The organism is Streptomyces luomodiensis (assembly GCF_031679605.1).
Taxonomy (GTDB): domain Bacteria; phylum Actinomycetota; class Actinomycetes; order Streptomycetales; family Streptomycetaceae; genus Streptomyces; species Streptomyces luomodiensis.
The window spans coordinates 6451965-6464190 of record NZ_CP117522.1 but is presented as its reverse complement, the minus strand read 5'-3'; the positions used below and the strand labels follow the sequence as shown (position 1 = coordinate 6464190).

The following is a 12226-nucleotide window of genomic DNA, read 5'->3' as shown; positions in this document are numbered from 1 at the left end:
CTCGTCAGGCGGCGAACCCGAAGGCGTCGCAGGGCGTCGGGTCGAGTTCGAACCAGAGCAGCTTGCCGCTCCTGCCGAACAGCCCGTCGGCGAGCGCGTAACCGCCCCAGTTGTCGGCGCAGATCCGGACGATGAGGAGTCCGCGCCCATAGGTGGCCTCGGTGTTCGCGGCGGCCTCCGCGAGGGCGGACGAGCGGTCGAAGAGGGCCGGGGGCTTGTCGAAGGGCGGCGGGATGTCCGGATTGGTGTCCCATACGCTGATCCGCAGCCGGCCCTCCTCCACGGCGCGGATACGCATTTCGGCCGGGCCGGTGGTGTGGCGGTACGCGTTGGTGACCATCTCGCTGGTGAGCAGGGTCGCGGGGTCAGCGAGTGCGCCCATGTCGTGGCGCGCCAGGACCGCACGGAGGGTGATCCGGGCGATGGCGGCGGCACGGGGGTCATGGGGCAGGCGGAGTGAGTAGGACCAGGGGTTTTCCGTTGCTGCGGTGGGCATGAAGTCTCCGGTTTGTGCGTGGAGTTGGACGGTGTCCGGGCACACACCGTAGCCCTGTCCGCATAAGGTATTCGACGGCATGGATAGAAGTGCTTGGGATACCACTCGTGTGAGTGACGCGCCTGTTGCGCGTGAGCAGAGAGAATCGGCGAATGCCTCAGAGAAGTGTTCCGACCGCGCGCCAACTCCGCCTCGGCACCGAGCTGCGCAGACTTCGCGAGCGCGCCGGTCTGTCGTCCACCGAGGCCGGGCGGCTGCTCGGCACCAATCAGACGACCATCAGCAACATCGAGGCGAGCCGGTTCGGAGTCAGCGCGGAGCGGCTGCGGGCGCTGGCACGGAACTACCGCTGCGCGGACGAGGCGCTGATTGCCGCCCTCGTGGACATGGCGGTGGAGCGCAAGCGCGGTTGGTGGGAAGAGTACCGGGAGACCCTCGCCACCGGATTGCTCGATCTGGCCGAGCTGGAACACCACGCCGTGGAGCTACGCACGGCTTACGTCGCGCACATGCCTGGTCTACTCCAGACCGTCGACCACGCTCGTGAGATCTTCCGGCAGGCCGTACCGCCCTTGTCCCCGCCGGACATCGAGCATCGCGTATCGCATCGCGTCAAACGGCAGGCCATCCTCTATCGGGACAAGCCCACGCCGTATACGGCGATTGTCCATGAGGCCGCCCTGCGGATGCGCTTCGGCGGACCGGACGTCGCACGCGGACAGCTACAGCACATCCTCGACATGAGCGAGCATGACCACATCAAGGTTCTGGCAATTCCCTTCGATGCGGGTTCCTTCCCCGGCTCGGGCCAGTCGATCCTGTACGCGGTCGGTCCCGTCCCACAGCTGGACACCGTGCAGCTGGATACGGAGCATGGCTCCGAACTGCTTGATGCCCCAGCCCAGTTGGAGAGTTACCGCATCGTGCTGGATCGCATGGAGGCGGTGGCCCTCACCGAGCGGAAGTCACGCGACCTGATCCAGAGCATCATCCGAGCCCTGAAAGGGAAATAAGTTGTCCACCCGCGATTGGCAAAAGTCCTCGTACAGCGCTCAAGGCAACGCCTGCCTGTATGTCTCGGCCCCCGACAGCGCCACCATCCGGCTCCGCGAGAGCGACGAACCCGACACCATCCTCACCACCACCCCCACCGCCCTCGCCGCCCTCATACGCAGCGCCAAAGCAGGACGACTCGACCACCTCGGCAAGGCATAGGGCGGAGCACATGCGCACCCACCGATGGCGCAAGTCCTCATACAGCTCCCAAGGGGCGAACTGCCTCTACGTCTCCGCGCCCAACAACGCCACCATCCGGCTCCGCGAGAGCGACGAACCCGACACCATCCTCACCACCACCCCCACCGCCCTCGCCGCCCTCATACGCAGCGCCAAGGCGGGACGGCTCGACCACCTCGGCGCAGCGTAGAGCGTGAGGTGATCAGGAGGACGGCGGCGTGGTGAGGTAGTCGCCGTGTTCCAGGTCGTCGAGCAGGGTCGGGTGGGTGGGGGACCAGCCGAGCAGTTGCTGGGTGTGGGCGCTGGAGACGGGTCCGTCGAAGCCGTAGAACGTGGCCAGCGACGGGCTGTGGAAGTGCGGGGCGGCCTCGTCGGGGGTCAGTGAGGCCGTGGGCAGGCCGAGGCCGCGGGCGATCGTCTCCGCGATGCGCCTGAAGGGGACGCCGCTTTCGGCCACTCCGTGCAGCACGCTGCCCGCCGGTGCCTTCTCCAGCGCGAGGCGGAACAGGATCGCCGCGTCGCGCCGGTGCACCGCGGGCCACCGGTTGCCGCCGTCGCCGACGTAGGCGGACACGCCGGTCTTCCGGGCGGTGGCGACGAGCTTGCCGATGAAGCCGTAGTCCCCGGGGCCGTGGACGGTGGGGGCGAGCCGGACCACGCTCGCGCGGACGCCCTGGGCGGCGAATTCCAGGCAGGCGCGCTCGCCCGGGATGCGGAAGCCGGCGATCCCGGCCGGGTCGGGCGCGTCCTGCTCGGTGCTCTCCCGGCCGGCGGGCATGACCAGCGTGCCGGAGGTGCTGACGAACGGCTTGCCCGAGTGTGCCAGCGCCTGGCCGAGCGTCTCGATCGCGGTCCGATCGCGCCGCATCATGTCGTCGGGGTCGGCGAAGTCGCCGCCGAAGGCCATGTGCAGGACGCCGTCGGCGGCTTCGGCGCCGCCGCGCAGGCTGTCGAGGTCGTCCAGGGAGCCGCGGTGCGGTGTGGCGCCCAGCGACTCCAGCCGGGCGGCGGCGGTGTCCGAGCGGGCCAGGCCGGTGACGGTGTGGCCGGCCGCGACGAGCTCGGCGACGACGGTGGGGCCGGTCAGGCCGGAACCACCGGTGACAAAGACATGCATGAGGCTCTCACTTCCACTTAACGCCAGTGACTGGCACTACTTAGCGCCAGTCGCTGACATTAAGTAGCGCCAGTGACTGACGTCAAGTAGCGCCAGTCACTGACATATGTGGTAGTTTCACGGCGTGCCACGGAGCGGAGCAGAAGCGCGCCGCCGCCTTCAGCAGGCGGCCATGGAGCTGTACCGGGAGCGCGGATTCGACAAGACCACGACGGCCGAGATCGCCGCCCGCGCCGGTGTCAACGAGCGCACGTTCTTCCGGCACTTCCCGGACAAGCGCGAGGTGCTCTTCGACGGCGAGGCCGATCTGCGCGCCACCCTGACGCAGGAGGTGGCCGAGGCGCCCGAGGGTCTGCGGCCGTTCGACGTGCTGCTGTGCGCCTTCCGGAAGGCCGGCCGGATCCTCGAGGAGAACCGGCCGTTCTCCGAACCCCGGCTGGAGATCATCGCGGCGACGCCTACGCTGCGCGAACGCGATCTGGCCAAGGGCGCGTCACTCGCCGATGCCCTGGCGGAAGCGTTGCGACAGCGCGGTGTGGCCGACCGGCCGGCCCGCCTGGCCGCTCAGACCGGCTGGGCCACCTTCCACCACGCGGCCCAGGCGTGGATCGACGACCCCTCGCAGAGCCTGGACGCGCATCTCGGCCAAGCCTTCGAGGATCTGCGCGCCCTCTGCCGCTGACAACCGGGACGCGGCCCACCTCGGCTGGGCATGCGGCGGCTCCCGCGTGGTCAATGTCCGCGGCGCCGCCTGGCGGCCGGGAACAGATCCAGGGCACGGCGTCCGAGGCGGTCGGCTTCGTCGCCGGTGAGGACCCCGGAGTGGCGCAGGGCCTCGATGTTGGCGGCCATCGTCGCGTCCGTGCTGCACGGCACTCCGCAGTCCGCACCGTAGACGAGGTGGTCGCGCGGCACCATGGTGAGGGCCGGTGCGAGGTGGGAGTCCGCGCCGGAGGCCGCCGTGTCGAGATAGAGACGGCCGAGGTGCCGGCGGATCTCGTCGCGGGTGATCCCGTGGGGGTTCGGCACCCAGGGCTCCGCGCCCAGGAGCCGCAGCCGTCCGGACAGGGCGGGCAGCGCGCCGCCCGCGTGGGCGAGGACCAGCGTCAGATGGGGGTACCTGCGGAACACGCCCGCGTAGAGCATGTTGACGACGCTGCGCGCGGTCTCGAAGGCGACCTCCACCAACGGCACCGGGTGTCCCAGCACCGCGGGGGCGTAGGCGTTGGGATGCGCGAAGACGACGGCCCGGCGGCGGTCGAGTTCGGCCCACACCGGCTCCAGCCGCTCGTCCCCGAGATACACGCCGTTGTAGGCGGCGCTCACGGCGTATCCATCGGCGTGCAGGTCCGACCCGGCCCGTTCGATCTCGGCCAGGGCTGCCTCGGGGTCATCGGTGGGGAGGGCCGCGAGGAGACCGAACCTGCTCGGGTGCTCCGCGACGACCTGCGCTCCGTAGTCGTTGGAGTCCCGCAGCTCCGCGAGCGTGCTCGGGATGTTGCTGAGCATCTGCATGGCGATGCCCGTGCGGTCCATGTGGTCCAGGGCGGACCGCGGGCTCCAGTGGTGCGGCCGCGGAGCCAGGAAGCACTGCGCGCGCATCGCCTCCCAGCGTGCCGTCCGCTCGTGTTCGGTGATCGGCGGTGTGAAGTGGGCGTGGACGTCCACCCAGCCGTCGGCCGGCACCATGTCGTCCATCCTTCGCGCCTCCTTCACGAACCGTCGCGGATGCCACCGTCGGTGACGTCGAGGGACGGTGCCCAGCGTGGGATCGGGCCATCGCCGGACGGCAGGCGCAGACTCTTGCTGTAGCCGAATTCCCGCAGCGTCTCGTGCGCGTGCTCACGGCCGTGGCCGCTGGCGCCGATGCCACCGAAGGGGGTGCCGACGAAGGCTCGGTTGTAGTGGTTGACGAACACCATTCCGCACTCGATCGCCCGGCTCACCCGGATCGATCGCTCCGAGTCGGTGGTGAACACGCCCGCGACGAGCCCGAACTCGGTCTCGTTGGCGATCCGGACCGCCTCGGCCTCGTCCTCGAAGGGGATCAGGGTGACCACCGGGCCGAAGATCTCCTCCTGAGCGATGCGCATGTCCGGACGCACCCCGGTGAACAGCGTCGGACGCACGTAGTAGCCACCGGTCAGGCGCGGGTCGTCCGGCAGCTCGGCCTGCGCGGCGAGGGTGGCGCCCTCGGCCACGCCGAGGTCGATGTAGTCGAGTACGCGGCGCTGCTGCTGGGGCGTGACCAGCGGACCGACGTGGGTGTCCGGGTCCGCCCCGTCCCCGACCTTCAGCCGCCGGACCGCGTCGCCGACCCGTTCGGCCACCTGCTGGTAGACGCTCGACTGGACCAGCACCCGGGATGCCGCCGTACACGCCTCGCCCTGGTTGAACCAGCCGCCCTCGACGATCCAGGGAATCGCCGAGTCGAGGTCGGCGTCGGCGAAGACGACCAGCGGATTCTTTCCGCCCAGCTCGAGCAGCGCGGGCGTGAGGTGGTCGGCGGCGGTTTTCAGCACCGCGGTGCCGGTGGCCGGGGCGCCGGTGAAAGAGATCTTCTTGACCAGGGGATGCCCGGCCAGCGCCGCACCCACCGGCCCGCGCCCGGGGAGCACGTGCACGATGTCGTCGGGCAGCACCGACTGCGCGATCTCGATCACCTTCAGCACCGAGAGCGGGGCCTGCTCCGGTGGCTTGAGCACGACCGCGTTCCCGACCGCGAGCGCCGGGGCGAGCTTGCCCGCCGTGTGCAGCGGCGGCCAGTTGAACGGCACGATCGCGGCGATCACCCCGTAGGGCTCCAACGTCGTGATGTCCAGCAGCGGGCCGTCCGCACGCACCGCGCCGGGGATCGCCGTGGTGAGTCCGGCGAACAACTCGAAGATCGCTATCGCGGCCTCGACATCGAACCGGCGGGCCTGGCTGAACGGTTTGCCGTTGTCGCTCGACTCCAGCCGGGCGATCTCGTCGGCCTGCTCCCCGATGGCCACGGCGATGGCGCGCAGGTACCTGCCGCGCTCATGTGCCGGTCGCGCCTTCCAGGCCAGGTGTCCCTGGTACGCGGCACGCACCGCGGCGTCGACTTCCTTCTCCCCCGCTCCCTGGATGGTGACGATCGGCGATCCGGTGGCGGGGTTGTCGACGGTGAAGCGGTCGGCCTCGTCACCGGAGGACCATCGGTAGCGGGCGATCTCATGGTCGGGCGAAGGGGTCACAGCTCTCCTTTCCGGGCCGGGGCGGCTTTCCGCGTCGGGGCGGCCGGGGCGGCCCGTGCGCCGTCCCCGGCGACGCACTCCAGGGTGCTGCCGCCGACACCCAAAAGGAAGCCAGTCTTCCGCATGCCGCGCATAGACGTCGTCTATAGCGATGTCGTGGCGTCCTCAGGAGGTCGCGAGCTCCCGCAGGCAGCCGCGCAGCCAGCGATGTCCGGGATCGTGGTCGTGCACCGGATGCCACCAGAACGCCTCCACCAGCGGGACGACGTCGAACGGGCAGTCCAGGACCCGGAAGCCGGGACCGGCGGCGACCAGCGCCGCCACCTTCTCCGGCAGCAGGGCCACCGCCCCGGAACAACGCACCAGCTGCGGAACCGCCAGGAAGGACTCCGCCACCGCCACCACCCGCGGGATGACCCCCAGCAACTCCATCTGCCGCCACGCCGGGACGCGCCCCAGCCGGTGGGCGAAGGTCGCGATCCACGGCAGCGTCCGCAGGTCCTCCATGGTGAGACGGTCACCCACCGCCGCGTTGTCCGCGGCCACCACGCAGACCCACCGGTCGCTGTGCAGGTCGATGGAGCGGGGCAGCTCCAGGTAGCCATGCGGCATGAACAAGCCGTCGACGGTGCGCAGGTACTCGTCGTCATGGCCGATCGTGGTCCGGGTGACCGGCACGAACCGCACACAGGCGTACGGCGCCTCCGCCGCCACCCTGCCGACCAGCCGGGCACCGGCCGTACCGATCCCATGGTCCGAGGACACGATGCTGAACGTCCGGCGGGTCGTCGCCGGGACGAACTCGGATTCCGCGGCGAACACCCGGTCCACCGCCGCGACCGCGGTGGCGGTGAGCGGGCGCAACTGCTCGGCGAATCGGGTCAGCCGGTAGGTGTTGCCGGAACGGACGAGCAGTTCGTCCCCGAAATGCCGGCGCAAGCGGGCCAGCGCACTCGACAGCGTCGGCTGGCTGCGCCCGAGCCGCGCCGCGGCGCCGGTGACGCTGCGCTCGGTCAACAGCGCGTGCAGCGCCTGCAACTGTGTGGACTCCAGTCCGGACGACAACAACGCATCACGGGACGGCCGCCGCTCACCGCGGTCGGGACCACCCCGCACGTCCGTCGGGTCCGTCGCATCCTCGGTCACCTCCACCTCCACCCGCTGGCTTATCACGCGCCTGCCCCGGGCACCGGACGTAGGCAATGCCCATATGCGGTAGCCTCCACATATGTCCGTACGGCCGTTTCACCATGGGAACCTCCGTGCGGTGCTGCTCGATCAGGCGGAGCTCGTGCTCCGTGAGCGCGGGATCGACGCGCTGTCGCTCCGGGAGCTCGCGCGGGAGGCGGGCGTCAGCCATGGCGCCCCCCGGAGTCATTTCATCGACCGGAACGCCCTGCTCGACGCGCTCGCCGAACGAGGCTTCCGCAGACTGGCCGACGCGATCGCCGCGGCCGCCGCACAGGCGCGGGGTGACTACCGGGAGACCCTTCGCGCGGCCGCCCGAGCGGGCCTGGACTTCGCGGTGAGCGATGCCGCGCTGCTCGACCTGATGTTCGCCGCGAAGGTCAACGACCCTCCGGACGCCGTCAAGGAGGCGGCGGAGCGGCTGTTCGTGACCGTCAGCGAGGTCATCCGAGCCGGAGTGGCGGCCGGTGTGTTCGCCGAGCACGAGGTCGGCCGGCTGACGCTGCTCTGGTCCGCGACGGTTCAGGGCGCCTCCGCGCTCGTGACGTCCCGGCGGGCGACGATCGACCAGGCGCGCGCGATCGTCGACGACGCGATCGCGGTCCTCCTCTCCGGCTCCCTCGAGGGCGGCGCGGGAACCTAGGACCGGTACCGCGCACGGACGTCAGGAGACGTTCGTGGCGGACGGCGCGGCCGGGAGATGCGCGGCCGGCGGCGGGACGAAGGCCGCGGCCGGCAGCGGGGCCTCCGAGGCGGACCGCCCCTGGGCGAGCCGGTGCACGATCCGCGTCGTGGGGTCGAACCGCGGCCACGGCACCGTGCCGTCGGTGGCGAACCGCAGCCAGATGCCGTGCACCCGGTCGGCGAGGTCCTGCGGCGGATTGGTGCCGAGCCAACCTCCTGGCCCGCTGACGGTCTCCAACGTGTCGAAGACGAAGGGGAGTTCGAGGCCGTGGGCCGCGCCGAGCCGCCCGCCACTGGCCGGGGAGTCCCACTCGAATTCGTAGAAGTACGCCCGTGCTGCCCTTGGCCTCGGCGGCGCGCAGTCCGTCGTAGGTCAGCTCGCGCGTGGCTGACGGGCCTGCGCGAGACCGCCCTTCGGGGGGCCTCCTTAGGATGGCGGCATGGCACGAAACGCTCGAGAGACCAGGCGACGCCTGCTGGAAGCAGCCGGTGAGGAGTTCGCCGAGCACGGTATCGCGGGCGCCCGTGTGGAGCGGATCGTCGGCGCCTCGGGGGTCAACAGCGCGCTCTTGTACCGGTACTTCGGCAACAAACTCAGGCTGTTCGACGCGGTGTTCAGCGAGCTCGCGGCCGAGTCGGTCGATGCCGTTCCGATCACGCCCGAGGATCTCGCGGAGTACGCCGGCGCGCTCTTCGATCACCACCAGGCCCACCCCAAGGTGGTCCGGCTGGCCGCCTGGTACCGGCTCGAGCGGGCGACAACCCAGCTCCCCGAACGCATCGTCGCAGCCCAGGGCGAGAAGGTCCGCAAGCTGGTGGCGGCCCAGGAGGCAGGGCGGACCACGCGGGCCCTGCCGGCCGAGGAACTGCTGGCCCTGGTGGTGCACCTCTCCCTGCTGGGCTCGGACGCGTCCCCGGTGCCCGAGCCCGGCACGGCGCACGACGTGCGGCGTCGCGCGATCGTGGCGACGGTGCGCGCCCTCACCGCTCTGTGACGGCCTGGGCCGCGAGGCGGTTGACGGCCGTGTTGTCCGCAACGTCGCTCCACCATGGGTGGGTCAACAGGAGGTGCGGGCGATGGTGCCTACGGTGAGGGTGGCCAGCATGTCTTGCAGGGCGGTGACGAAGTCCAGCTTGAACGCGGTGAGTGACGGGTCGGCCTGGTAGGCGGCGAGCATCGCCTCGGAGGGGCGGGCGTGCGTCCATACGGCACCGATCGCCATGATCATGGCTGCGGTCAGCTGCGGGGCGTCCTCGCCCAGTTCGGGCAGGTAGCGGCCGGTCAGCGTGGCGATGGCGACGACGTTGGCCACGGCCGCGCGCTTGTAGCGGGCGGCCACCTCGGCGGAGACGTTGTGCTCCAGCACGCCCGCCTGTGCGCTCAGCAGGTCGCACAGAACCCGGCGCTCGGCGAGGGAGCGGGCCACGACGGTGGCGAACTGCTCCGTGCGCCGGTCCACGGGCGCCGCCTGGTCGATGCCGGCGTCGAGGAGGGCGGGCAGGTCGGCGATCCACTGCCGCCAGGCGCGGTCCAGCAGCTCCAGCAGGATCGCTTCGCGGGATTCGAAGTAGCGCAGCACGTTGGACTTCGCCAGTCCGACACGGCGGCTCAGTTCATTGAGGCTGACGGCACCGGCGGGCATCTCCTCGAGCATGGTTGCGGTGGTGTCCAGCACTGCCTGGCGCCGGATCTCGCGCTGCTCCTCACTGCGGGCACGCTGGAAGTTCGCCATGCCTCCACATTACAGACTGCCGGTCTTTTGACATCAGACCACCGGTCCCTTACGTTGGCGACGCGCCACGGAAGACCGCCTGGGCCAGGCATCCGGCCGCCGGCCGGACCGCTTCATGCAGCAATGTAAGTAGCTTTCTACTTATGCATGGGGCTGCCACAGCACCCCCTGAAAGCGAGAACACTATGAGCCCCGCCTCAAGCACCGAAGCGAACATCGCGGTCGTCAGGCGCTTCGTCGACGAAGTCGTCAACGGAGGCAACCTCGACACGATCGACGAGCTCTGGGCCGACGACATGATCTGGCGCGGCGGCAGCCTGGGCGAGTACCACGGCATCGACGCCTACAAGAACTTCATGGCGGCCAACGCCGCCGGCGCCTTCACCGGCATGCGCCTGGACGTCATCCAGGCCGTCGCGCAGGGCGACACCGTCGTGCTGCTGTTCACCAACAGCGGCACCCACACCGGCGCATTCATGGGCACCGCTCCCACCGGCAAGTACGCCCAATGGCTGGGCACCGGCGTGTACCGCATCAAAAACCACAAGATCGCCGAAGCCACCTTCACCGAGGACATCCTCGGACTGCTTCTCCAACTCGGCATCACGACCCTTCCGAGCGCCGGATGACCCGCGCACAGGACACAACGAACCGGCAGAGAGGCACAGCGATGAACCACTGGACGCCTGACGACATCCCCGACCAGAGCGGCCGCACCGCGCTGATCACCGGCGGGAGCAGCGGAATCGGGCTGGAGACCGCGCGCGTCCTGGCCCGGCACGGCGCCCGCGTCATCCTGGCGGGACGCAGCCAGACCACACTGGATCAGGCCGCCCAGACCGTGCGCGCCGCCGCACCCGGGGCCCGGACCGACACACTGCGGCTCGACCTCGCCGACCTCTCCTCCATCCGTGACGCCGCCACTCGCATCGCCGAGACCGAGACGATCGACCTGCTGTTCAACAACGCCGGCGTGATGAACCTGCCCGAGCGGCAGCTGACACGCGACGGTTTCGAGATGACGGTCGGCACCAACCACCTGGGCCACTTCGCCTTCGACGCCCAGGTCTGGCCCGCCGTACGCCGCTCCGCCGCACCGCGCGTGATCACCGTCAGCGCCATCGCCGCACGATGGCCGATGGGCAGACTCGACGACCTGATGAGCGAGAAGAGCTACCGCGCCATGGGCGCCTACGCGAAGTCCAAGCACGCCAACATCGTCTACACCCTCGAACTCGCCCGCCGGACCACACACAACCGCCTCGCGGCACTCGTCGTCCACCCGGGATCGGCGATGACCGGACTGCAGCAGCACGGCACCGGGACACTGAGCCGCATCGTCACCCCGGTCGCCGCGCGCCTGTTCATGGGATCGGCCGACGGTGCCGCCTGGCCCCTCCTGTACGCAGCGACCAGTACGCACGTCAGCTCCGGACAATTCATCGGCCCGGCCGGACGCGACCAGACCTCCGGCACCCCCAAACTCGCCAAGCTCCCCAAAGGCGTCAACGACACCGATGAGACCAGGCGGCTGTGGACGGTGAGCGAACAGCTCACCGGCGTCCCCTTCGACCCCGGCACCGAAACAGCCCCGTAGACCCCCAACAGTTGGCACGTGGGGAGCACATGCCCCTCGGCCAACACCCCACCCACGCAAGGAGTTGCACATGAACACCGGACTGATCCTCGGCGGAGGCGGCTGGGTCGGCATCGCCTGGGAGACCGGTGTACTCGCCGCCCTGCGCCAGCACGCGGGATTCACCCTCTCGGCCTGCTCGGTCGCCGTTGGCACATCGGCCGGCGCCTACGTCGCGGCGATGGCGATGGGCGGCGTCGACCTGGTCGAGCGCGCCCGCGCCGAACAAAGCGGCGCCCTGCTCACGTCACTGGCACCGGTGCCCGAACCAACCTCCGGCACCACCACTGACACCAGCGGCGGCACCAGCGCGGTTCCACCGGACATCATGCGCTTGATGCTCTCCCCCGAAGGGCCGAGCATCGAGCGAGCGCGCGCCATCGGCCATCTCGCCATGACCGCCGCACGCGACCTGGACCACGACGCGGCCATGCACCTGTGGCGGTCCGTACTGCCGCTTTCCGTCTGGCCGGAGGGGGACCTGCGCATCACCAGCGTGCGCTGTGAAACCGGCGAGACCGTGTTGTGGACGCGAAGCGACGGCATCGATCTGCCCGCAGCCGTCGCTTCATCCTGCGCCGTACCCGGCTTCTTGCCACCGGTCCCATTCGACGGCGCCCATTACTGCGACGCCCCCCGCCTCCCCAGCGCCGCCGCACTGGCCAAGGAGAAGAACCTCGACGCCTTCATCTTCATCGGCCCTCGCGCGGGAGCACTCGCCAACATGGCCGAAGACGCGGAACTCGACGAGCTCGAACGACAGGGACTACGCATCGTGAGGATCACCGACGGCCCGGACTTCACCGAAGTCGCCGGAGAACTTCTCGACCAACGACTGCGCCCCCGCGCCGCCCAGATCGGCCTGGACGACGGCCGTAGGGCTGCCCAGCAGGTCGCGGCGCTGCGGTGAGGGACAAC

General features: G+C 70.1%; 16 protein-coding genes. 9 read left to right on the top strand and 7 right to left on the bottom strand.

Going from position 1 to position 12226, the window contains the following annotated elements; all coding sequences use genetic code 11:
* Positions 1-4 precede the first annotated feature (4 nt).
* A complete protein-coding gene (locus tag PS467_RS27310; RefSeq protein ID WP_311037464.1) occupies positions 5-496 on the bottom strand; it encodes an ATP-binding protein in 492 nt (163 codons plus the stop codon).
* Positions 497-648: 152 nt separating this feature from the next.
* Between PS467_RS27310 and PS467_RS27305 the strand changes: the two genes are divergently transcribed.
* From PS467_RS27305 to PS467_RS27295, 3 genes are read left to right on the top strand one after another with little or no spacing between them, the layout of a single operon-like run.
* Positions 649-1509 (top strand): helix-turn-helix domain-containing protein, encoded by an 861-nt coding sequence (locus PS467_RS27305; RefSeq protein WP_311037463.1) that lies wholly within the window; start codon positions 649-651, stop codon positions 1507-1509.
* A 1-nt stretch (position 1510) separates the two neighbouring features.
* Positions 1511-1711, top strand: a complete 201-nt coding sequence (locus tag PS467_RS27300) for a DUF397 domain-containing protein (protein ID WP_311037462.1) — start codon at positions 1511-1513, stop codon at positions 1709-1711.
* Positions 1712-1721: 10 nt separating this feature from the next.
* Positions 1722-1922, top strand: coding sequence for a DUF397 domain-containing protein (locus PS467_RS27295; protein ID WP_311037461.1), 201 nt, complete (start codon positions 1722-1724; stop codon positions 1920-1922).
* Positions 1923-1934: 12 nt separating this feature from the next.
* Here PS467_RS27295 and PS467_RS27290 read toward each other — a convergent pair whose 3' ends face one another.
* Complete coding sequence (locus tag PS467_RS27290) at positions 1935-2849, bottom strand: SDR family oxidoreductase (protein ID WP_311037460.1); 915 nt, start codon at positions 2847-2849, stop codon at positions 1935-1937.
* 124 nt (positions 2850-2973) lie between these two features.
* Between PS467_RS27290 and PS467_RS27285 the strand changes: the two genes are divergently transcribed.
* Entirely contained in the window at positions 2974-3531 is a 558-nt protein-coding gene (locus PS467_RS27285; RefSeq protein ID WP_311037459.1) for a TetR family transcriptional regulator, read from the top strand.
* A 50-nt stretch (positions 3532-3581) separates the two neighbouring features.
* Here PS467_RS27285 and PS467_RS27280 read toward each other — a convergent pair whose 3' ends face one another.
* From PS467_RS27280 to PS467_RS27270, 3 genes are all read right to left on the bottom strand, one after another.
* Entirely contained in the window at positions 3582-4547 is a 966-nt protein-coding gene (locus tag PS467_RS27280; RefSeq protein WP_311037458.1) for an amidohydrolase family protein, read from the bottom strand.
* A 14-nt stretch (positions 4548-4561) separates the two neighbouring features.
* On the bottom strand, positions 4562-6067 hold the full coding sequence (locus PS467_RS27275; RefSeq protein WP_311037457.1) for an aldehyde dehydrogenase family protein: 1506 nt from the start codon (positions 6065-6067) through the stop codon (positions 4562-4564).
* A 165-nt stretch (positions 6068-6232) separates the two neighbouring features.
* Positions 6233-7213 (bottom strand): LysR family transcriptional regulator, encoded by a 981-nt coding sequence (locus PS467_RS27270; protein WP_311037456.1) that lies wholly within the window; start codon positions 7211-7213, stop codon positions 6233-6235.
* Between the two features lie 121 nt (positions 7214-7334).
* Between PS467_RS27270 and PS467_RS27265 the strand changes: the two genes are divergently transcribed.
* Positions 7335-7898: a TetR/AcrR family transcriptional regulator gene (locus PS467_RS27265; protein WP_311037455.1), complete on the top strand. Its 564-nt coding sequence runs from the start codon at positions 7335-7337 to the stop codon at positions 7896-7898.
* Between the two features lie 21 nt (positions 7899-7919).
* On the opposite strand, the gene PS467_RS27260 is transcribed toward PS467_RS27265, so the two are convergent.
* Positions 7920-8177, bottom strand: coding sequence for a hypothetical protein (locus PS467_RS27260; RefSeq protein ID WP_311037454.1), 258 nt, complete (start codon positions 8175-8177; stop codon positions 7920-7922).
* Positions 8178-8379: 202 nt separating this feature from the next.
* Between PS467_RS27260 and PS467_RS27255 the strand changes: the two genes are divergently transcribed.
* Positions 8380-8934 carry a TetR/AcrR family transcriptional regulator gene (locus PS467_RS27255; protein ID WP_311037453.1) on the top strand — a complete coding sequence of 185 codons (555 nt, stop codon included), beginning with the start codon at positions 8380-8382 and terminating at the stop codon, positions 8932-8934.
* Between the two features lie 63 nt (positions 8935-8997).
* Here PS467_RS27255 and PS467_RS27250 read toward each other — a convergent pair whose 3' ends face one another.
* Positions 8998-9672 (bottom strand): TetR/AcrR family transcriptional regulator, encoded by a 675-nt coding sequence (locus PS467_RS27250; RefSeq protein WP_311037452.1) that lies wholly within the window; start codon positions 9670-9672, stop codon positions 8998-9000.
* Positions 9673-9857: 185 nt separating this feature from the next.
* On the opposite strand from PS467_RS27250, the gene PS467_RS27245 reads away from it, so the two are divergent.
* From PS467_RS27245 to PS467_RS27235, 3 genes are all read left to right on the top strand, one after another.
* The gene (locus tag PS467_RS27245; RefSeq protein ID WP_311037451.1) at positions 9858-10301 is read left to right on the top strand and encodes an ester cyclase; all 444 of its coding nucleotides are present in this window, start codon (positions 9858-9860) and stop codon (positions 10299-10301) included.
* 41 nt (positions 10302-10342) lie between these two features.
* Entirely contained in the window at positions 10343-11269 is a 927-nt protein-coding gene (locus tag PS467_RS27240; RefSeq protein ID WP_311037450.1) for an oxidoreductase, read from the top strand.
* Positions 11270-11339: 70 nt separating this feature from the next.
* On the top strand, positions 11340-12218 hold the full coding sequence (locus tag PS467_RS27235; protein ID WP_311037449.1) for a patatin-like phospholipase family protein: 879 nt from the start codon (positions 11340-11342) through the stop codon (positions 12216-12218).
* The last annotated feature ends 8 nt before the right edge of the window (positions 12219-12226 follow it).